Below are 18,765 nucleotides of genomic sequence, written 5' to 3'. Positions count from 1 at the left end.
TTATAAGGCATTAAATTTAGCTATAAAATCAAGTGGATCAACTTGTACACCATTGACTAAAATTCCAAAATGCAAATGCGGCCCCGTAACTCTACCACTAGCCCCACTTAAACCTATAAACTCACCTTTTTTAACCTTTTGCCCTACTTTTACATTAAGCTTTGAAAGATGATAATACTGTGAATAAATTCCATACCCATGATCAATCACTACTGAATTACCTGCGTAATAACGGTTTGAAGCAATTCTTACGATGCCATCATTGCTAGCATAAATTTTAGTTCCATTTGCCGCTCTAAAATCAGTCCCACTGTGATAGCTTTTAAGTGTATCGTTAAACAACCTTGCTTTTCCAAAATCACTAGTAATTTTACTTTCTAAAGGATATATAAATTCGCCATCAAATAAAGCTGTATTAGTATAGGTACTATAAACTTTAATAGCTTCTTGATACTCTTTACTAATGCGTTTAAGTGTTTCTTTAGGCGGATTTACCTTAGAAGCGCTAACCTTTAAAAATTCTTTTTGATAGTCTCCTTCGCTAAATTTTATCGTAATTTTTTCTTGAGAATAATCTTTAAATTGAACTAATAATTCCCTATCTTTAGGATTTTTATAAGGCATAGCTACACTAACAATGATTTTATTTTTATATTCAAAAAAAGGTAGTTTTTTAGAATTTGAACTAACTTGTAAAAAACTACTTTTATCTAATTCTAAAAAAACCACTTGTCCTTTAATAAGCTGAATTTCTCTAGCATCTAAGCTAAAAACCAAAAAACACAAAAAGTAAAGAATTTTTCTCATAAGCTAAGCTCTTTGATATCAGCTATTTTTAAAAACTCACGATAGATTACACATACCAAAGCTTGGCGATTGTTTTTGATTTTTTCATCTTTATCATTAATCATCACTTTATCAAAAAATGCATCAATCTGCGGTTTTAACGCAAAAAGATTTTCTAAAAGCTCTTGGGTGCTATGTCTTTGAGTTTTACATTGTAAAAATGCTTGGTATAGGTTTTTTTCCTCTTGGGTATTAAATAAGCTTTCATCAACTTGAACATCGCTTAATAAAGCGATATTTGCCAAACGCTTAAAAGTTGCAAAATTTTGATTAAAATCTGTCTTACTTGCACTTTGAATTAAAGCTTTTATGCAAGAATCAATATATATCACATCATAAGTCTTAGAACAAAGCACAGCTTTAACAAAAGAAGCATTCACTTCATAAAAAGTATACAAGCGCTCCAAAATAAAATCTAGCAGTATTTTATGATCAAAACTTTTATACTCACTAGATATAGCCTCTAAAAACATTTTAAGGTCAAAACTTTTATTTAATGCTAGAAGAATTTTTAAAACGCCATTTGCTGCTCTTCTTAAAGCATAAGGATCTTTTGTGCCGCTTGGAATTTTTCCTATAGAAAAAAGTCCCATAAGTGTATCAAGTTTACAAGCTAAAGCTACAATAGAACTAAACTCATTACTTGGCATTGCTGAATTATCGCCATTTGGAAGATATTGCTCTTTAATCGCCAAGGCAAGCTCATCACTCATACCCATAGCCTTAGCATAGTAAGATCCCATAATACCTTGAAGATCGGTAAATTCATACACCATTTGAGTACTAAGATCGGCTTTGGAATATTCCAAAGCTTTTAAAATTTCATCTTTTTGAGTATTAGCAAAAACCTCGCAAAGTTTAGTAGCGATTTTTTGCTCCCTAGTGATTTTATCTTTTAAAGTGCCAAGCCCTTCAAGATAAACCATTTGACTTATTTTATCGTTATTTAAACCTTGCGCTAAATCATTTTTCCAAAAAAACATCGCATCGCTTAATCTTGCTCTTAAAACTCTTTCGTTTCCATTAATGATTTTAGAATAATCCTCACATACTGCATTAGAAACTACCACAAAATGATTGCTTAAAGCATTATCTTTAAATACTGCAAAATAACGCTGGTTTTCTCTCATAGAAGTGATAATCACTTCACTTGGGATTTCTAAATATTCTTTTTCAAAATGTCCTAATAATGCTTTTGGGTATTCTGTAATAGCTACAACTTCAGCCAAAAGCTCATCATCTTCTGCAATTGTAATACCATTTTCATTTTCAAGTGCCTTTAGCTGATCCAAAATAATCGCTTTTCTAGTTGCCTGGTCTAAGATAATATAATTTTGTTCTAAAATTTTAAAATATTCATCAACATTTCCAAAAGCTATCAAATCATAGCTAACACTTCTGTGCACAAAAGTACTTTTTGCACTTTTAACACCATAGCTTTCAAATTCAACCAATTCATCATTTAATACACAACAAAGCGAACGAATTGCCCTGATAAATTCAAAGCAACCATCGCCCCATCTCATAGTTTTACCAAAACTCAAGCTTTTCAAAAAAGCCTCGATCATTTGCGGTAAAACCACTTTGCTTTGCAAGCCTTGTACTTGTTTTTGACAATATAATACTTCTTTACCTTTGATTTCTTTAAACTCAAGCTCTTCTTCTTTTAAGCCGCTTTTTTCTAAAAAGCTAAGTCCTGCCTGAGTAAGCTTTCCGTCTTTATAAGCTATTGCTTTGGGTGCACCAATAAATTCCACAAAAGAATCATCTTGTTTTTCTTTAAAATTTTCATGCATAAAAACCAGTCTTCTAGGAGTATAGAAAAATTTAAATTCTGATTCTAAATGATACTCTTGTAAAATCTTTTCCCATTTTTTACTAATATTTGGAAGTTCTTTCAATAAAGGAATAGCAGGAAGTTCTTCTGTGCCTATTTCTATTAACAATTTCATTTTACACTCTTTTTTAAAAATTTTTAGTGTATTTTACCTATTTTTTTTAAAATCTTTCTTTGTTTTTTGTTTTTCTTCTCTTTGCTTAGCTTTTTCTTGCATTTGGCGATTAAAACCAAATACAAGAAAAACCATAAAAGCGATAAACAAAGTTACGATAATATAATCTAACATCAGTCCCAGCACTCTGCGTTTTTAATACCAAGCTTTGAAGCACTGAACACAGGATCTCTACCTTGTCTTTTTTGCTCACTAAAATCTTTTAATACTTTTTTCACTATACCACCAAGTAATAAAATAGAAATGATATTAATCGTAGCCATAAAGGCCATAGTGGTATCAGCTAAATCCCACGCAAATTTTAAATCCATATTAGCACCGATAAAAATCATAAGCACTGCACTTACTTTGAAAAGATTGATAATGATAGGATTTTGAGTAAGGTATTTAATATTTGCTTGTGCGTAGTAATAATTTCCGATCAAAGAAGTAATAGCAAATAAAACAATACTTACAGTAGTAAAATGCACTCCTAAGTTTCCATAATATTCTCTCATGGATTCTTGCACCAAAGGCAATGCTGTTAAAATAGGCTTGCCATCAACACCGATATTATTGGCATAAGCAAGTGAAAATAATACTAAAAATCCTGAACTTGTACAAATAATCACATCAATTAGTACAGAAAACGCTTGAATAACCCCTTGTTTTGCAGGGTGAGTTGTCAAAGCAGAAGCTGCAGCATTTGGAGCTGAACCCATACCTGCTTCATTTGAAAACAAACCTCTTTTTATGCCTATAACCAAAGCAGAACCTGCAAATCCACCAAAAATAGCTTCAAAGTCAAAAGCACTTTTAAAAACCATAGAAAATACTTCAGGAATTTTATCAAAATTCATAAACATCGCTATGATTGATAAACCTACATAAATCATCGCCATAATAGGAACAATAACTGAACTTACTTTACCTATTTTAGTGTGATCACCAAAAAACATATAAGCTGCAAAAACAGCCAAAATAGCTCCAATCACAATAGGCCACCAACTTTGCGCAAAACTCACTTCACTAGCATCAACCATACCTTTGTAGTAAAACTCAAATGCTGAAGTCATTGTTTGGCTTTGAAGACCATTAAATCCATAAGCATAAGTGATGATCAAAATCACCGCGAAAATAGCACCAAGCCATTTTAAATTTAAAGCTTTACTAATATAATAAGCAGGACCACCTTTAAAGCTTTTACCATCGCGACTTTTATAAACTTGTGCTAGAGTACTTTCTGCAAAAGCTGAAGCGCCACCAAAAAATGCCATAACCCACATCCAAAATAAAGCACCTGGTCCGCCTAGCACAACCGCTACTGCAATACCTGCAATATTACCTATACCCACTCTTGATGCTGTTGAAATCATCAAAGCCTGAAAAGGAGTGATATGGTGTTTTTCGTGATTTTCTTGTTTTTCTGTTAAGATGTCAAAGACATAAGGAAGCATTCGAAATTGCACAAAACCTGTTAAATAACTATAATAAAACCCTGTAACAATAAGCAAAATTACCAAAATAGAATAATATTGATTATTGATAAGATCGACAAACTGGGATATTAAATCCATATCTCATCTCCTTTTTTAATTTATTGGCGTAAATTTATCATAAAAAAATGAATTTGCTATAAAAAAATATAATTTTAGGTTAAATTTATTTTATTTTTTAAAGCTATGTGAAAATTTAACTCACAATACAAGCAAATTAGTCATATAAAAAACTTTTAAGTAAAAAAAAAACTTTATTTTTATACACTTATTGTTTTAAATTTTATATAAAGGTGTAAAGATTGAAACATAATACAATGAAAATCTTTGTATTTTTTACTATTATTATTTTCTGGGCTTACTTTTCTTTTCCGGTTGAAATTTTACAAGTAAAAGACTCAAATGGCTTAGCTACAGGAGAATATGCATACACTGTAGAAGCAAAAGCTTATGTTCATAGCTATTTTACGACTTTAGGGCTAACAGTCGGTGGGGTTTTAATCGGCATTGTGCTTGGTTTTTTTATCGCTTTTTTAAGATGTTTAGAAATTCAAAGCTTAAACTTTATCATAGATGAATACATCGACATTATACGTGGAACACCAATTCTTTTACAACTTTTAATTTTTTCTGTAGTTATTTTTGCAACTTGGAGTGATAATTTTTATGTGGCTATTATCGCACTTGGTCTTAACAGTTCTGCTTATGTTGCAGAGATTGTTAGAAGTGGGATTCAAAGCGTGGATAAAGGACAAATGGAAGCTGCAAGAGCAATGGGACTTAATTACTCTGCTTCTATGAGATTGATCATATTTCCACAAGCAATTAAAAACATTTTACCTTCTTTAATGAATGAGTTTATCTCTTTATTTAAGGAAACTTCGATTGTAGGTTATATTAGTGTTATGGATATTACTATGCAAAGCAAAAGCTTACAAGCTGTTTATTACAACCCTAAGCCTATTATTTTTACAGGGCTAGTATACTACGTGAGTGTAAAAATTCTAACCTTGATTGCAAGATTAATAGAAGAGAGATTAAGCAAACATGATTAAAATTGAAAATTTAATAAAAAAATACGGTGATTTAGAAGTTTTAAAAGACATTAGTGTTGAAATAAACAAAGGTGATATTATCGCTATTATCGGACCTAGTGGTGGTGGAAAAAGTACCTTTTTACGCTGTTTAAACAAACTTGAAGTACCAGATAGTGGTAATATTTTCATCAATAATATTAATATATTGGATAAAAAAACTGATATAAACAAAATTCGCCAAAAAGTTAGCATGGTTTTTCAGCATTTTAATCTTTTTAACAATAAAAATGTCTTAGAAAATTTATGTTTAGCGCCTGTACAAACTAAAATCATGACTAAAGAAGAAGCGGTAAAAAAAGCAAAAGAGCTTCTTCAAAAAGTTGGCTTAAGCGATAAAGAAAACTACTACCCGCATAAACTTTCAGGTGGACAAAAGCAACGCATTGCTATTGCACGTTCTTTGATGATGAATCCTGATGTAATTTTATTTGACGAACCAACATCAGCACTAGATCCTGAAATGATAGGCGAGGTTTTAAATATCATGAAAGAAGTAGCTAAAGAGGGTTTAACAATGCTTGTTGTTACACACGAAATGGGTTTTGCTAGAAATGTTGCAAACCGAATTTTCTTTATGGATAAAGGGGTTATAGCGGTAGATGAATGCCCTAAAATAGCCTTTGAAAATCCACAAAATGAAAGATTAAAAGAATTTTTAAATCAGGTATTAAACCATTAATTCTTTTCAAACGAGGCAAAATTTTGCCTCAAAGCTTCATAGCTTACTATACCCACACTTGTTGCTAAATTTAAACTTCTGCCACATTCTTTCATCGGTATAGTAATAGTATTTTCCCATTTTCTCTGCATAAGATCCATAGGTAAACCAAAACTTTCACTACCAAAAAACAAAAAATCGCCTTTTTGGTAATTTACTTCAAAATAAGTCTGACTGGTTTTAGTTGTCGCAAAGAAAAATCTATCTTGAAATTTTCCATATTCGTTTAAAAAATCCTCCAAGCTATCCCACAATAAAGGATTTAATTTCTTCCAGTAATCAAGCCCCGCTCTTTTAACTGCTTTTTCATCGATACTAAAGAGTGGGTTAACAATATGCAAAGTAAACCCTGCATTATAACACATTCTTCCAATACTTCCGGTGTTTTGAGGTATACGTGGCTCAACTAAAACAATATGAAACATTACCTTCCTTTGGTGTCCCCAGCAAGGTTTGAACTTGCGGCCTCAGAATTAGGAATTCTGCGCTCTATCCAGCTGAGCTATGAGGACAAAATACTTTTATTATTTTAAGTTAAAATTTATTTTATAGAGCTTAAATTTTTAGCTCTATAAAAAAACATTTTGGATTTTCATCAAATCCCAATACCCCATTATGCGCATCAATGATTTGCTTGGATAAAGAAAGTCCCAAGCCATTTCCTTTTAATTTAGTAGTCTTAAAAGCCTCAAATACCATTTTTTTATCTTTTATACCTACTCCGCTATCATAAACTCTAATAAAAATTTTATCTTCTTTTTGCTCACATTGGACTTTGATACACCCCTCGTCATTTTCGCTTTCTTCGATTGCATCTATGGCGTTATAAAGCAAATTTTGCAATACCAATGCAAGCAAAGATTTATCTGCATTCAATCTTAGATCTAAAAAATCAAAACTAAAGTCAATATTCGCTAAATAATTATACGCACCAATAGCTTGCTCGCATTCATCTTGCAACTCTTGTAAATTAAATTCATTAAAATTAACATGCACACCTTTGGTAAAAAGCAAAGTGGAATTTACTATACGTTCTACCCTTGAAATTGCTTTTTGAATTTCTAAAACAATATGCTTGTTTTTCAACTCACTTCTTTCAAATAAAGTTGAACTTAAAAGTGAAATGGAACCAATAGGATTGCGTATTTCATGTGCTAAATGAGCCGCCACTGTACCCATACTCGCTAGTCTTTCGTTTCTTTTTTCATCGCTAATATCTGTTGCATTTACTATAAGTTTATCAATATGAGAGGTGATTTTAATCAGATAAAATTTATGGTCAAATTCAAGCTCATAATGTGTTTTATCAAGATCAATACATTCTAAAAGCTTTGGCTTTTGAGTGGCAAGATTATTTTGTAAAATAATATTTTTGTTTGCATCTAAAATCCACAATGCCATAGGTAAAACTTCTATAATCTCACTCACCATTTGTCTTAACGCAGTGTAGTTTTCATTAAGCTGTTTATATTCGTTTTCTATAACATAAGTTTGTTCTATTAAAGCTTTTAAGCCTTGCTGTAAATTTTCTTTTTCACTAGAATCTAAACTTTTTAAAATATTCTCATCCATTGTTATCCTCGATTAAAAATTTAAAATCTTCCAAAGTATATAAAAGCAAATTACGCTCCTTATTAGCCACCAATTCTTTACTAAAACCTCTTTTTGAAAAAAGCACATATAAATTTGGCTGAACTTGAAGCTGTTTTGCTTTATTTTTTAAAATATTTAAGATATTTTTACAAATCTTTCTTTCTTTAAATTTAACCTCACCTAAAACGCAAAAATTATTTTCACAATAATACAAATCTATCTCACAATAATAATTCCAAAAACTAAAAACCTGCTCCACTTTAAGCTTTTTAGCTAAAAAATCTTTGCACAAAAATTCAAAAATAAGACTTTGATAATTTTCTAAATTTGTTTTTATAATTCCCAACAATTCTTCTGTTTTATTGCTTACGATTAAGCTTAAATTAGGATATATAAAGTAAAAGAAAAACCTCAAACCATGATTTTTAAAAACTACCTTATCTTGAACAATATATGATCTTAATTCTTTTTTTACTTTCTGCCTTTTGTTTTTTATCGCAGGTTTTTCTTGACTTTTTTCCAAAACCAAGATATTTTTATCTAAAAGCTTATTGATGATACCTAATGCTTGAAAATGCGGAATAGATTTATTAATAGAAAAACGTTTTCTATCATTTTTACTCAACACACTTAAAGCTTTTAAGCTATTTTCATCTAAATTTAATTGACTTAAAATATCAAAAGCATGATTAATAAAAACATTTGAAATATTCTCATACAAGCTTAATTTCAAATCAAAATCAAATTCATCAAAAACACTATAAAAATCAAAAATCTTTTCAAGCTCAAAACCTTTACAAAGTTTTGAAAAATCACTAAAATTTATAGCTAGTTCCTTAATTTTAAATCTTTTGTATGATATAATTTTAACAAATTTTTAGAGGATTTTTTTTGAATATTGAAACATTAAAACAAGATATTATTTTAAAAAAAGGAATACATTATTTTGACTTTACTGCTAGCGCTTTGGCACTAAAAAGCATAGAAAAAGAAATCAAAAAAATACTTACAACCTATGCTAATACACATTCTGATAGCTCTTTAAATTCTTTTATCACACAACAATACTACGAAAACGCAAGGGCGAATTTAAAAAAATATCTTGAATTAGATGATAGTTTTGCACTTATAGCTTGTGGAAGCGGATCTTCTGCGGCAATTAAGAAATTTCAAGAAATCTTAGGCTTATACATTCCTCCGCGTATTAAGCAAAAATACTTTCGCGAAGTCAAAAAAAAATCGCTACCTTTAGTCATTATAGGACCTTATGAACACCATTCTAATGAGCTTTCTTTTAGAGAGGCATTATGTGAATACATTAGAGTGCCTTTAGATAAAAATGGCGAATTAGATTATGATTTTTTAAAAAATTTACTACATAAATCCAAAGATAGAGAAATTATCGCAAGTTTTAATGCTGCCTCTAATGTGACTGGTATTTTAAGTGATTATAAAAAAATCTACACTCTAATTAAACAATACAATGGTGTCGTTGCTTTTGATATTTCAACTCTAGCCCCTTATGCTAATTTAGATCCCAAATTTTATGATGCGGTATTTATTAGTTCTCATAAACTACTTGGAGGCGTAGGATCGTGTGGTTTGCTTGCTATTAAAAAAAATCTATGTGGCGATACTCCTAGTTTTGCAGCAGGTGGAACAGTGGGTTATGTCTCAAGAACTTCTCAACAATATTTATGTGAAGTTGAAAACCTAGAAGAAGGTGGCACACCTGGAATTATCCAGCTAATTAGAGCAAGCTTAGCTTTTAAAATACGTAATGAAATAGGTTTAGATACTATAGAAAAAAAAGAAAAGGAACTTTGTGAGTATTTTTTTAAACAATGTATGAATTTCCCAAAAATGACTTTATATGCAAAAAATATCACACATAGATTGCCTATTTTTGCTTTTAATATAGAAGGAATTTCTCCATTTGATTTAGCCTACAAACTAAGTAAAACATATAAAATAGAAACAAGAGCGGGTTGTGCTTGTGCAGGACCTTATGGACATGACTTGCTCAATTTAAAAGACAATCAAGAACTAAAATTTAAACCGGGTTGGCTAAGAGTGGGATTTCACTATACACACACAAAAGAAGATATAGAGTATTTTTTAAAAGCCTTGAAAGCAAGTATCAAGGCTTTGAGTTAATTATTGTAGGTCGTATTTTTCTACGATTTTTTGATAAGTACCATCAGCTTTTACTTTTTCTAAACCAGCATTGATTTTTTGAATAAGTTCAGTTTGCTTTCCTTTGTCAAATGCTATACAAAAACCAGAACTACCATCATTTTCTTCCAAAAACGCCTCTAATTCTTCATTGGTTTTTAAATAACCTTTACCAATATCTTTATCAGTTAAAACCGCATCTAATTTACCAGCTTTTAATGCTAAAATCGCCGCTAGCATTTCCTCACTCGCTACTACTTGAGCATTTGGGATAGATTTTGCAGCACTTTCTTGAATGGTACCAAGTTGCACACCTATTTTTTTACCTTCTAAACTTTGTTTGTCGCTAATACTAGCATCTGTTTTTAACTTTAAGTATAAATTTTTTGTATTAAAATAAGTATCGCTAAAATCCATACTTGTTAGTCTTTGAGGAGTTGAACTCATAGCAGAAGCGATCATATCAATTTTTCCAGCTTTTAAAGCAGGAATCAAACCATCAAAGCTCATATTTACCCATTCAAGTTTTAGATTTTCTCTTTTTGCTATTTCTTCTAGTAAATCTACATCAAATCCGGTAATTTTTGCATCTTTAATAAAATCAAAAGGAGGATAATTTGCAGCTATACCTACTTTGTAAACCTTTTCACTAGAAGCACCAGTTTGGTTTTTATCACTTGAGCAAGCACCTAAAACTAATATACCAAACAACGCTAAAACAACATATAAAATTTTTTTCATTTTTTTCCTTTGTTAAAATTAAATTAAAATTGATAAAAGATTATAATGTGTTTTGACGCCTATATTTCTTCATACTCTACCTCCTTATAATAAATGTGAGCATAATTATAAGCAAAAAAAAGGTTTTTGTAAAGAGTTGATTATAAATATTTTTAATTTAAGTTAATTTTTATATATTTTAATTAATGAGTTTAAATTTTTACCTTTTTACTAATCATTAGTACATATCCTATTCCAAGGCAAATAGACCACATGGAGCTACCTCCATAGCTTAAAAGCGGAACGGCAACTCCTTTTAGCGGTGTCAAAGAAATAATACCAAATGCATTCATAAAAAATGAAAATAATAAAAGCAATGCAACTCCTGAGCAAAATAAAAAGTGCACCTTATTTTCACAACGCCCTGCTATTCTAAAAATTCGAAGGATTACCAATAAATAAATCAAACAAATAATACTTAAACCCAACAAACCTATTTCTTCCGTTATACCTGATAAAACAAAGTCTGTATGTACTTCACTTAAAAAGCCTAGCTTGAATGTACCAAGCCCTAAACCTTCTCCAAAAAAGCCACCGTGAGCTATAGCATTTAAACTGTGTGAAATTTGATATGGTTCTGAATTATGACTTACTCTTAAAGCACTTGCCAGCCAATCAGGAAAAAAAGGCAAAAAAGCATCTTGGATATTTCCCCACCAAGCAGATATACGTTGAATTCTTCTTTGGTTACTTAAAATTACCAAAACTCCTATCATTCCAACAATAACCACACCAAAAGCAAAAAGCCTTTTACTCGCTCCTGCAAAAAAAGCTAAAGCAAAAACCAAGAAAAACGAAATCACACTTTGCCCTAGGTCATTTTGTGTCATATAAATATACCCTATCACACAAGCTGCTAGAATAAAATAAGGAATTAAAATCAAAACCTCATGCTTGATTGCTTTTTTACTATCATCAATTCTTCTAGTATAAGACCAAGCAAGAAAATAAATCAAACCTATTTTAAAAAACTCAACCGGAGAAATAGACAAAGGCCCAAGTCTGATCCATCTTTTAGCACCCCCTGCTGCCGTAGCAAGGAAAGTTGGTAAAAAAGGTAAAACAAGGATAAATAAAAACGAGACTAATAAAACACTTATCATGAGATAATGCGCCATTTTGCTATCAGGGTTTAACCTTGATACAAAATAAATAATAGCTATACCACTAAGCCCAAAAAAAAGCTGTCTGATAAAAAAATGAAATTCATTATACTCCAAATAAAGCACAGTAAAAGCGCTTAATGAGTAAGAAAAAAGTATGCCTATGGTAATTAAAATGCAACTTAAAAAAAATAACTTTCTATCAGCAACCAATATTATTCCCTAAATTTTTATAAAAAGTTAATTTTAATCAATTGCAACTTAAAATGATGTTATTTTAACATCAGGTATTGTTTTTATATAAAGATTTCAGGCTTTCATATGCAAGTTGAATTTTTTCAAATTCTTCACGGCAATAAGCTTGTTCGATTTTACTTTTACCTTGATGACGATCAGGGTGGTAAATTTTTACCAAATTAAGATAGTTTTGCCTAATAGTAGAAAAATCATCACTAGAATTACACCCTAATGTTTGAAAATAATTCTCAAATAACTTAGCCAAGGCATTAAATTTCCAATTTGTACTAGCCTTATTTTTCATTTTATTTCTAAATTCCAAAAGCTGAGTTTCATTGATTGTAAAATCTACACAGTATTTTAAATGCTCATTAACACTTGCTAAAATTTCTAAAAGATTTAAAGTGTTATCGTCTTTATACTCTAATGAAAAAATACAATTTTTCTCATCATATACGCTTTTATGGTCTTTAAAGTATTGCTCCAAATACACCGCAAATAATTTCTCATTCGAACTTAACGTGATCAAAATATTTTTTTGTGCAAAACCTATTTTAGCAAAGATTACCGGTTTTAAGGTATTCGCCTGAGCAAGATTTAATTTGAAGGTTTTATAGTGCGCAAAAGCAAGATTATCGATTTGATTGCCTGTATTTTTTTTATATTTATGATTTACAAGCTTTAAAAAGTATCTTCTTTGAGGAATTTCATTTTCCACAAAAAAAGACAAAGTTTTGTTTTTATTTCCGACAACTTTGGAAAAATTTTTACGGATAAGATCTTGAAAATATTTAAACATTAAAAAATCATCAGTATTAACACTAACCGATTCTAAAGTTTGCACTACTTGCATAAAATCCTCTCTATAAAACTAACTCCACAAAAATGCTTGTTCATTTAAAGCACTAGTGTGTTTTAAAATTTCATTTGGACTATAATCGGCTTTATACGATAAAGATTGACACCCTTTTACAAAATATCCTAAATAAATGTATTTTAATTTTTTCAATTGTGCTAGTTTAATTTCGGTTAAAAGTGAATATTTTCCGAGGCTTAAGTGTGAAAAATCAGGATCATAAAAACAATATATACTAGAAATTCCATCATCTAAAATATCAATCAAATCAACACAGACTAATTTATTATCAACATAAAAATCTAGCTCATAACCAAAGGTACCCGCATTATCTACGTAGAGATTGTAGTATTTTCTAAAATTGAGATCATAAATTTTCCAATTTCTCTTATCTTTTTGATAATGATGGTATTTTTCGTATAATAACAAATGCTCATCACTCAAAGAAGGTTTTTGCAAGATGATCTTAGTTGCAGTATTTTTTTTCAAAACCCTACGATAACTTTTACTAAAATGAAAATCATCCACTACGATACGTAAATTTTGACATTCATTACAACCATCGCAAATAGGTCTTGAAAAATACGAACCAAAGCGTCGCCAGCCTCTTGAAACTAATTCTTGGTTTTGCGCCTTAGTGATAAAAGAGACATAGTTGTATTCATTTCTACAATACCTATCCTCAAGATAAGGACATTCTTCTTCTAAAGTACAAAAACCTATAATATTCATTAGATCTTTTTAATATCACTATTTTTAACAAATTCCATAAATTCGTTTGCCAAACGCTCTTCTTTGGCAAACATTTCTTCAAATTCTTGTTCTTGTTTTTTTAGCTCATTTTGTTTAGCCAAATCTTTTCTTACATTCTCTAAATCAGTATTTTTCATACTAATTCCACTTTTACTTGCCTTGTTTTTTTCTTTTTTAACTTGACCTTGTTCTTTTTGAAGTACTTTTTTAATATCTTTTAATTCATCTAAAAAACTCATTATTCTCTACTTTCTTTTATTTTTTGTAAAGCAGCAGCAATCGCAGCAATCACCTCTTCTTTATTTTCTTGATGCCTATCTTCTGTTTTTTCTAAAAGCTCCTCCATGTGTGTTTCTATAAAAGAAGTATCAAAATAACCTCTTCTAAATTCCCTTATTTTGGTAATTGCGATCAAAAATGGCACAGTAGTTCTTATATCATCGATCACAAATTCCTTCAAAGCCCTCTCAAGCCTATTAACCGCACTATCATAACTTGAACCTTTGACGATTAATTTTGCAAGCAAAGAATCATAATAAGGCGGCACCGTATAGTCTTTATACAAATGACTATCCACTCTTACAGATGGACCTAAAGCCGGAAAATATTCGGTGATTTTACCTGGACTTGGAATGAAATTTTTCCACACATTCTCTGCTGTAATTCTAGCTTCTATAGCAAAACCTCTTGGTTTAATATCGCTTTGTTCTAAATCTAAAATTTCTCCATTAGCAATACGAATTTGTCTTGTGATAAGATCAATTCCTGTGATTTCTTCTGTGATAGGATGCTCTACTTGAATTCTTGTATTCATTTCCATAAAATAAAATCTATTATAATCATCAAGCAAAAACTCAACTGTACCAACATTCGTATAACCCACTGCTTTTGCAGCAGCTACAGCGGTTACTCCTATGGTTTTTCTAAGTTTTTCTGAAATACTCGGACAAGGTGCTATTTCGATAATTTTTTGATGTCTTCTTTGGATAGAACAATCTCTTTCACAAAGGTGAATGATATTTCCATAATTATCCGCTAGAATTTGAAACTCAATATGTCTTGGATTGATAACATATTTTTCCATAAACACTTCATCATTTTTAAAAAAGCTAAGCGCTTCTCTCTTACAAGCTTCAAAAGATTTTTCCAAATCCTCTTCTTTATGCACAACACGTATACCTCTACCGCCGCCGCCGCCACTGGCTTTTAAAATCACAGGATAGCCTATTTTCAAAGCTTGAAGTTTGATTTCTTCTAATGTACAATGATTTAATTTTTCAGTTCCAGGCACCACAGGGATCCCATTTTTTTTCATCAAATATCTTGCAATGTTTTTATTTCCCATTTTGCGAATAACATCTGATTTTGGGCCTATGAAAATGATCCCCGCATCCTCGCATTCTTTAGCAAATTCATAATTTTCGCTCAAAAATCCATAGCCAGGATGTATTGCATCAGCTCCACAAGCTTTTGCGATCTCTACAATTCTTTTGCCATCTAGATACCCTCTTATAGCATCCGTTCCTATTCTATATGCTTCATCTGCAACTTTTACATGCAAACACTCATAATCAGGTTCGGTATAAACTGCAACACTTTTTATGTGCAAATCCCTACAAGCACGGATTACTCTGACTGCGATCTCACCTCTATTGGCTATTAAAATCTTATGTATCATTACCTTGCCTTAAGCTAAAATATTAAAGGAAGCTTAGCATAAAAATATAAAAATTCTATAAAATTATTTATTTTTGCTAATTTTAAGGATATTTTGATAAAATTACTTCTTTATTTTGCGCCCATAGCTCAGCTGGATAGAGCATTTGATTGCGGTTCAAAAGGTCAGAGGTTCGAATCCTCTTGGGCGTACCACCTACTTCTTTTTCTTTTTAATAGAAAATTCATCTAAATCTAATTCTTTTTTATCTTTCATTTGATACCATAAAAATAAAATGAAAAATATAGCTAATATCATAGCTAAAACATAGTAAGTTCCATTTTCACTTTCAGATAAAAATAAATTTTTAGTATTCATGCCAAAAAAACCAACGATTAAATTCAAAGGTAAAAAAATCGCAGACATAATACTTAAAAAATAAATATTTTGATTGATTTTTTCACTTCTTATCGTATTAATGTAAGTATAAATACTCTCTAATCTTGTGATATTATCTTTAATATTTCTTTCAAGATTTGATAAATTTAATATAATTGCTTTTAAATTTTTCTTTATGAACTGCTGCTTTGTGTGACAAATTTTACATGCTTCCAAAAGCGAAGAAACTGTTTTATAGCTTTTAGCAAGCTTGACTTTTAAAGTAAAATATTTAGTTAGAAAATTTTTAACCTTTTTATCTTCTAAGATCAACTCTTCTCTTTTTTCTATTGATAAGCCAATGCTATTATTTTTTTCTTTTTCAATTCGTATGATTTCTTTTAAAATAGCTACAAATTCAGCACTAGAAAAATCATTGAGTGTTTTATTTTTATATTCAAAAATTTGATTGTCTTTAAATACAAAAATATTTCTAGAAATTTTAGCAATATCTAACATAAATATATCAAATTCATCTAATTCATAGTAAGCATTTGAAATATTAATATTGTTTGTTATTTGCTCTAAAGTGCTACTTAGCATGTTCTTAGTCTATAAAATTCTTTTCTAAAATTTTCAAATTCATCTTTAATGATGGCTTCACGCATTTGTTTTACTAAATCCAAATAATAATGTAAATTATGAATACTCGCGAGTCTAAAAAAAGTTAATTCTTTAGCTTTAAACAGATGGTTTAAATACGCTCTTGAAAAATTCCTACATGTATAACAAGAACACCTATGGTCTATAGGAGCATGATCGGTGATAAATTCTGCTTTTTTTATATTAAATTTACCAAAACTTGTAAATAAAGTTCCATTTCTTGCATTTCTTGTTGGCATCACACAATCAAACATATCCACGCCCCTTGCAACATTTTCAACCAAATCTTCAGGTGTACCAACTCCCATTAAGTATCTAGGGCGGTTGCTATCAACATAAGGCATCATAGCTTCAACCGTATCATACATAGCCTGATTCTCTTCTCCTACGCTTAAACCGCCTATAGCCAAGCCATCAAAATCCATCTCACAAAGCGCTTGAGAACAAATTTTTCTAGCTTCAAAATCAGTACCACCTTGAATAATACCAAAAATATTCTGCCCTACTCCCACACCTTGACTTTGCTTTAGCTTGTGATAATCAATAGCTTCTTTTGCCCATTTTATAGTGCGCTTTAAAGAAAGTTCTATTCGTTCTTTGCTTGCAGGCAATGCCACTAAATCATCTAAGATCATCATAATATCTGAATTAAAATCATATTGTGCATCTAAAACACTTTGCGGAGTAAAATAATGCAAACTTCCATCAATATGGCTTTTAAATTGAATTCCTTTTTCATCAGGCTTTGAGTTTTTACTTAAAGAAAAAGCCTGAAACCCTCCACTATCTGTCAAAAAAGATCCGTCAAATTGACTAAAACCGTGCAAACCGCCCATTTGTTTAACCACTTTAGATCCTGGTCTTAAATATAAATGGTAGGTATTTGCTAAAATAATTTTTGCATTTAAAATTTCACTCATATCCACAGCATCTAGACTTTTAATCGCTGCTAAGGTTCCAACTGGCATAAAAATAGGTGTTAAAATTTCACTATGTGTAGTTTTTATACGACAAGCTCTAGCATTTGCACTTTTATATTGAACTTCAAATTCCATTGATTTTCCTAATATTTTTTGCATAATCATACCAAAGACTTGCTTATAAGTTTTTTTGAAAGAAAGCCTGTTTTTAACAGGCTTAAGAAATTAGTAGTTTTTTACAAATTCAACGATTTTTTCACAACCTTCAATGATATCTTTTTCATTAGTTGCATAAGAAAGTCTAAAATACCCCTCCATACCAAAACCTATACCTGGTACTAAAGCTACTTTTTGTTCTTCTAATAATCTTTTGCAAAATCTCATCGAATCACCATCTACTTCTTTACACGAAATAAACAAATAAAATGCACCTTGTGGAATTTGTTCTAGTTTTAATTTATCACATCGACTTAAAATTTCGCATGCTAATTCTCTACGTTTTAAAAAGGCTTGTCTCATCATCTCAATATCATCATCTGCTTTTCCAAGTAAAGCCGGTAAAGCAGCATGCTGAATAATAGAACATATATTTGAAGTGCTTTGACCTTGCAACTTTTTCACCGCATTATTAAATTCACTCATTTTACTTGCCATATAACCAAAACGCCACCCTGGCATTGCACCACACTTGCTAAGTCCGTTAATACTTACAGTTCGGTTTAAAGCATCTTCACTTACTTGTGCAAAAGCACAAAATTCTCCATCATAAACTAATTTCTCATAAATCTCATCACTTAAAACCACAATCTTAGTGCCCTCTAAAACCTTAGCTAAAGCAGTAATTTCTTCTTTAGAATAAATAGCACCTGTAGGATTGGAAGGAGAATTAAACATCAAAACTTTAGTTTTTGGAGTGATGGCTTGTTGCAACTGCTCTGGAGTAATTTTAAAACCATTTTTAGCCTCACCTTCGATAAAAACCGGCGTTCCACCTGCAAATTTTACCATTTCTGGATAGCTTACCCAATATGGACTTGGTATAATAACCTCATCTCCTTCTTCCACCAAACACTCAATCGCCATAAACAATGAATGTTTTGCACCTACATTAGTGATAATTTCGCTTGGCTTATACTCTAATTTATTGTCGTTTTTAAATTTAAATTGTATTGCTTCGATCACTTCTTTTATGCCCACAACAGGCGTATAAGCACCGCAACCATTTTCAATCGCTTCAATCGCAGCATCTTTTATAATCTTTGGGGTATCAAAATCAGGCTCACCTGCAGAAAAACTGATCACCTTTTCACCATTTGCTTTTAAAGTTTTTGCAATATCAGTCATTACTAAAGTTAAGGATTCTCCTAAATTTTGAGATCTTTGGCTTAGCATTTTCATATCCTTTATTTTACACTAGTTTTATTTTTGATAATTGTTACAACTTGGAGCTTAAAAAAATCTACGAATAAAATTAAGACTGAATATTTTTAAAATTTTGTGTA

The 18,765-nt window shown here is 30.6% G+C and carries 19 protein-coding genes and 2 tRNA genes; 4 read left to right on the top strand and 17 right to left on the bottom strand.

Going from position 1 to position 18,765, the window contains the following annotated elements; genetic code table 11:
- From A0083_RS03210 to A0083_RS03195, 4 genes are read right to left on the bottom strand one after another with little or no spacing between them, the layout of a single operon-like run.
- A complete protein-coding gene (locus A0083_RS03210) occupies positions 1-807 on the bottom strand; it encodes a M23 family metallopeptidase (protein WP_197554158.1) in 807 nt (268 codons plus the stop codon).
- Positions 804-2,798: a glycine--tRNA ligase subunit beta gene (gene glyS, locus A0083_RS03205; protein WP_197554155.1), complete on the bottom strand. Its 1,995-nt coding sequence runs from the start codon at positions 2,796-2,798 to the stop codon at positions 804-806. Before glyS ends, A0083_RS03210 begins: the two co-directional genes overlap by 4 nt.
- A 33-nt stretch (positions 2,799-2,831) precedes the next feature.
- Positions 2,832-2,972, bottom strand: a complete 141-nt coding sequence (locus A0083_RS03200) for a hypothetical protein (RefSeq protein ID WP_167333019.1) — start codon at positions 2,970-2,972, stop codon at positions 2,832-2,834.
- Entirely contained in the window at positions 2,972-4,414 is a 1,443-nt protein-coding gene (locus tag A0083_RS03195) for an alanine/glycine:cation symporter family protein (RefSeq protein ID WP_120759430.1), read from the bottom strand. Before A0083_RS03195 ends, A0083_RS03200 begins: the two co-directional genes overlap by 1 nt.
- A 221-nt stretch (positions 4,415-4,635) precedes the next feature.
- On the opposite strand from A0083_RS03195, the gene A0083_RS03190 reads away from it, so the two are divergent.
- Together A0083_RS03190 and A0083_RS03185 are read left to right on the top strand one after the other, a co-directional pair.
- Entirely contained in the window at positions 4,636-5,388 is a 753-nt protein-coding gene (locus tag A0083_RS03190; RefSeq protein ID WP_442861587.1) for an amino acid ABC transporter permease, read from the top strand.
- Positions 5,381-6,109, top strand: a complete 729-nt coding sequence (locus A0083_RS03185; protein WP_120759433.1) for an amino acid ABC transporter ATP-binding protein — start codon at positions 5,381-5,383, stop codon at positions 6,107-6,109. Before A0083_RS03190 ends, A0083_RS03185 begins: the two co-directional genes overlap by 8 nt.
- Here A0083_RS03185 and A0083_RS03180 read toward each other — a convergent pair.
- The 4 genes from A0083_RS03180 to A0083_RS03165 form a co-directional block, all read right to left on the bottom strand.
- Positions 6,106-6,573, bottom strand: coding sequence for a tRNA (cytidine(34)-2'-O)-methyltransferase (locus A0083_RS03180; protein WP_197554152.1), 468 nt, complete (start codon positions 6,571-6,573; stop codon positions 6,106-6,108). The genes A0083_RS03185 and A0083_RS03180 overlap by 4 nt on opposite strands.
- A gap of 10 nt (positions 6,574-6,583) precedes the next feature.
- A tRNA-Arg gene (locus A0083_RS03175) sits at positions 6,584-6,660 on the bottom strand.
- 43 nt (positions 6,661-6,703) lie between these two features.
- Positions 6,704-7,720 carry a fla regulon two-component system sensor histidine kinase FlgS gene (locus A0083_RS03170; protein ID WP_197554149.1) on the bottom strand — a complete coding sequence of 339 codons (1,017 nt, stop codon included), beginning with the start codon at positions 7,718-7,720 and terminating at the stop codon, positions 6,704-6,706.
- Positions 7,713-8,474 (bottom strand): DUF234 domain-containing protein, encoded by a 762-nt coding sequence (locus A0083_RS03165; RefSeq protein WP_232087571.1) that lies wholly within the window; start codon positions 8,472-8,474, stop codon positions 7,713-7,715. The genes A0083_RS03170 and A0083_RS03165 overlap by 8 nt, the downstream gene beginning before the upstream one ends.
- Positions 8,475-8,632: 158 nt before the next feature.
- On the opposite strand from A0083_RS03165, the gene A0083_RS03160 reads away from it, so the two are divergent.
- Positions 8,633-9,898: an aminotransferase class V-fold PLP-dependent enzyme gene (locus tag A0083_RS03160; RefSeq protein ID WP_197554146.1), complete on the top strand. Its 1,266-nt coding sequence runs from the start codon at positions 8,633-8,635 to the stop codon at positions 9,896-9,898.
- Here A0083_RS03160 and A0083_RS03155 read toward each other — a convergent pair whose 3' ends face one another.
- The 6 genes from A0083_RS03155 to A0083_RS03130 form a co-directional block, all read right to left on the bottom strand.
- Positions 9,899-10,657, bottom strand: coding sequence for a basic amino acid ABC transporter substrate-binding protein (locus tag A0083_RS03155; RefSeq protein WP_197554143.1), 759 nt, complete (start codon positions 10,655-10,657; stop codon positions 9,899-9,901). It abuts the gene before it with no gap.
- A gap of 191 nt (positions 10,658-10,848) precedes the next feature.
- Positions 10,849-12,012, bottom strand: a complete 1,164-nt coding sequence (gene ftsW / locus A0083_RS03150; RefSeq protein ID WP_120759445.1) for a putative lipid II flippase FtsW — start codon at positions 12,010-12,012, stop codon at positions 10,849-10,851.
- A 70-nt stretch (positions 12,013-12,082) separates the two neighbouring features.
- Positions 12,083-12,889, bottom strand: a complete 807-nt coding sequence (locus tag A0083_RS03145) for an adenylosuccinate lyase (protein WP_197554140.1) — start codon at positions 12,887-12,889, stop codon at positions 12,083-12,085.
- An 18-nt stretch (positions 12,890-12,907) separates the two neighbouring features.
- Positions 12,908-13,624, bottom strand: a complete 717-nt coding sequence (locus A0083_RS03140; RefSeq protein ID WP_197554137.1) for an arginyltransferase — start codon at positions 13,622-13,624, stop codon at positions 12,908-12,910.
- Positions 13,624-13,884: a hypothetical protein gene (locus A0083_RS03135; RefSeq protein WP_120759449.1), complete on the bottom strand. Its 261-nt coding sequence runs from the start codon at positions 13,882-13,884 to the stop codon at positions 13,624-13,626. Before A0083_RS03135 ends, A0083_RS03140 begins: the two co-directional genes overlap by 1 nt.
- Positions 13,884-15,323 (bottom strand): acetyl-CoA carboxylase subunit A, encoded by a 1,440-nt coding sequence (locus tag A0083_RS03130; RefSeq protein WP_197554134.1) that lies wholly within the window; start codon positions 15,321-15,323, stop codon positions 13,884-13,886. Before A0083_RS03130 ends, A0083_RS03135 begins: the two co-directional genes overlap by 1 nt.
- A 117-nt stretch (positions 15,324-15,440) precedes the next feature.
- Here A0083_RS03130 and A0083_RS03125 point away from each other — a divergent pair.
- Positions 15,441-15,517: transfer RNA gene (locus A0083_RS03125), tRNA-Arg, on the top strand.
- Between the two features lies 1 nt (position 15,518).
- Here A0083_RS03125 and A0083_RS03120 read toward each other — a convergent pair.
- The 3 genes from A0083_RS03120 to A0083_RS03110 all read right to left on the bottom strand — a co-directional run bounded on the left by A0083_RS03120 (position 15,519) and on the right by A0083_RS03110 (position 18,655).
- Positions 15,519-16,283, bottom strand: a complete 765-nt coding sequence (locus A0083_RS03120) for a magnesium transporter CorA family protein (RefSeq protein ID WP_197554131.1) — start codon at positions 16,281-16,283, stop codon at positions 15,519-15,521.
- Positions 16,277-17,398 (bottom strand): tRNA guanosine(34) transglycosylase Tgt, encoded by a 1,122-nt coding sequence (gene tgt / locus A0083_RS03115; RefSeq protein WP_197554128.1) that lies wholly within the window; start codon positions 17,396-17,398, stop codon positions 16,277-16,279. Before tgt ends, A0083_RS03120 begins: the two co-directional genes overlap by 7 nt.
- A gap of 90 nt (positions 17,399-17,488) precedes the next feature.
- Positions 17,489-18,655, bottom strand: a complete 1,167-nt coding sequence (locus A0083_RS03110) for a pyridoxal phosphate-dependent aminotransferase (RefSeq protein ID WP_197554125.1) — start codon at positions 18,653-18,655, stop codon at positions 17,489-17,491.
- Between the last annotated feature and the right edge of the window lie 110 nt (positions 18,656-18,765).

It is taken from the genome of Campylobacter sp. 2014D-0216 (genome assembly GCF_014931215.1).
Lineage (GTDB): Bacteria > Campylobacterota > Campylobacteria > Campylobacterales > Campylobacteraceae > Campylobacter_D.
Note: the sequence above shows the minus strand (reverse complement) of the source record. Positions and strands in the feature narration are given on the sequence as shown.

What these genes read in the sequence shown, in the direction of transcription:
- A0083_RS03210 (WP_197554158.1), bottom strand. Translation starts at nt 807, where the DNA reads ATGAGAAAAATTCTTTACTTTTTGTGTTTTTTGGTTTTTAGCTTAGAT.
- glyS (WP_197554155.1), bottom strand. Translation starts at nt 2,798, where the DNA reads ATGAAATTGTTAATAGAAATAGGCACAGAAGAACTTCCTGCTATTCCT.
- A0083_RS03200 (WP_167333019.1), bottom strand. Translation starts at nt 2,972, where the DNA reads ATGTTAGATTATATTATCGTAACTTTGTTTATCGCTTTTATGGTTTTT.
- A0083_RS03195 (WP_120759430.1), bottom strand. Translation starts at nt 4,414, where the DNA reads ATGGATTTAATATCCCAGTTTGTCGATCTTATCAATAATCAATATTAT.
- A0083_RS03185 (WP_120759433.1), top strand. Translation starts at nt 5,381, where the DNA reads ATGATTAAAATTGAAAATTTAATAAAAAAATACGGTGATTTAGAAGTT.
- A0083_RS03180 (WP_197554152.1), bottom strand. Translation starts at nt 6,573, where the DNA reads ATGTTTCATATTGTTTTAGTTGAGCCACGTATACCTCAAAACACCGGA.
- A0083_RS03170 (WP_197554149.1), bottom strand. Translation starts at nt 7,720, where the DNA reads ATGGATGAGAATATTTTAAAAAGTTTAGATTCTAGTGAAAAAGAAAAT.
- A0083_RS03155 (WP_197554143.1), bottom strand. Translation starts at nt 10,657, where the DNA reads ATGAAAAAAATTTTATATGTTGTTTTAGCGTTGTTTGGTATATTAGTT.
- A0083_RS03145 (WP_197554140.1), bottom strand. Translation starts at nt 12,889, where the DNA reads ATGCAAGTAGTGCAAACTTTAGAATCGGTTAGTGTTAATACTGATGAT.
- A0083_RS03140 (WP_197554137.1), bottom strand. Translation starts at nt 13,624, where the DNA reads ATGAATATTATAGGTTTTTGTACTTTAGAAGAAGAATGTCCTTATCTT.
- A0083_RS03135 (WP_120759449.1), bottom strand. Translation starts at nt 13,884, where the DNA reads ATGAGTTTTTTAGATGAATTAAAAGATATTAAAAAAGTACTTCAAAAA.
- A0083_RS03130 (WP_197554134.1), bottom strand. Translation starts at nt 15,323, where the DNA reads ATGATACATAAGATTTTAATAGCCAATAGAGGTGAGATCGCAGTCAGA.
- A0083_RS03120 (WP_197554131.1), bottom strand. Translation starts at nt 16,283, where the DNA reads ATGCTAAGTAGCACTTTAGAGCAAATAACAAACAATATTAATATTTCA.
- tgt (WP_197554128.1), bottom strand. Translation starts at nt 17,398, where the DNA reads ATGGAATTTGAAGTTCAATATAAAAGTGCAAATGCTAGAGCTTGTCGT.
- A0083_RS03110 (WP_197554125.1), bottom strand. Translation starts at nt 18,655, where the DNA reads ATGCTAAGCCAAAGATCTCAAAATTTAGGAGAATCCTTAACTTTAGTA.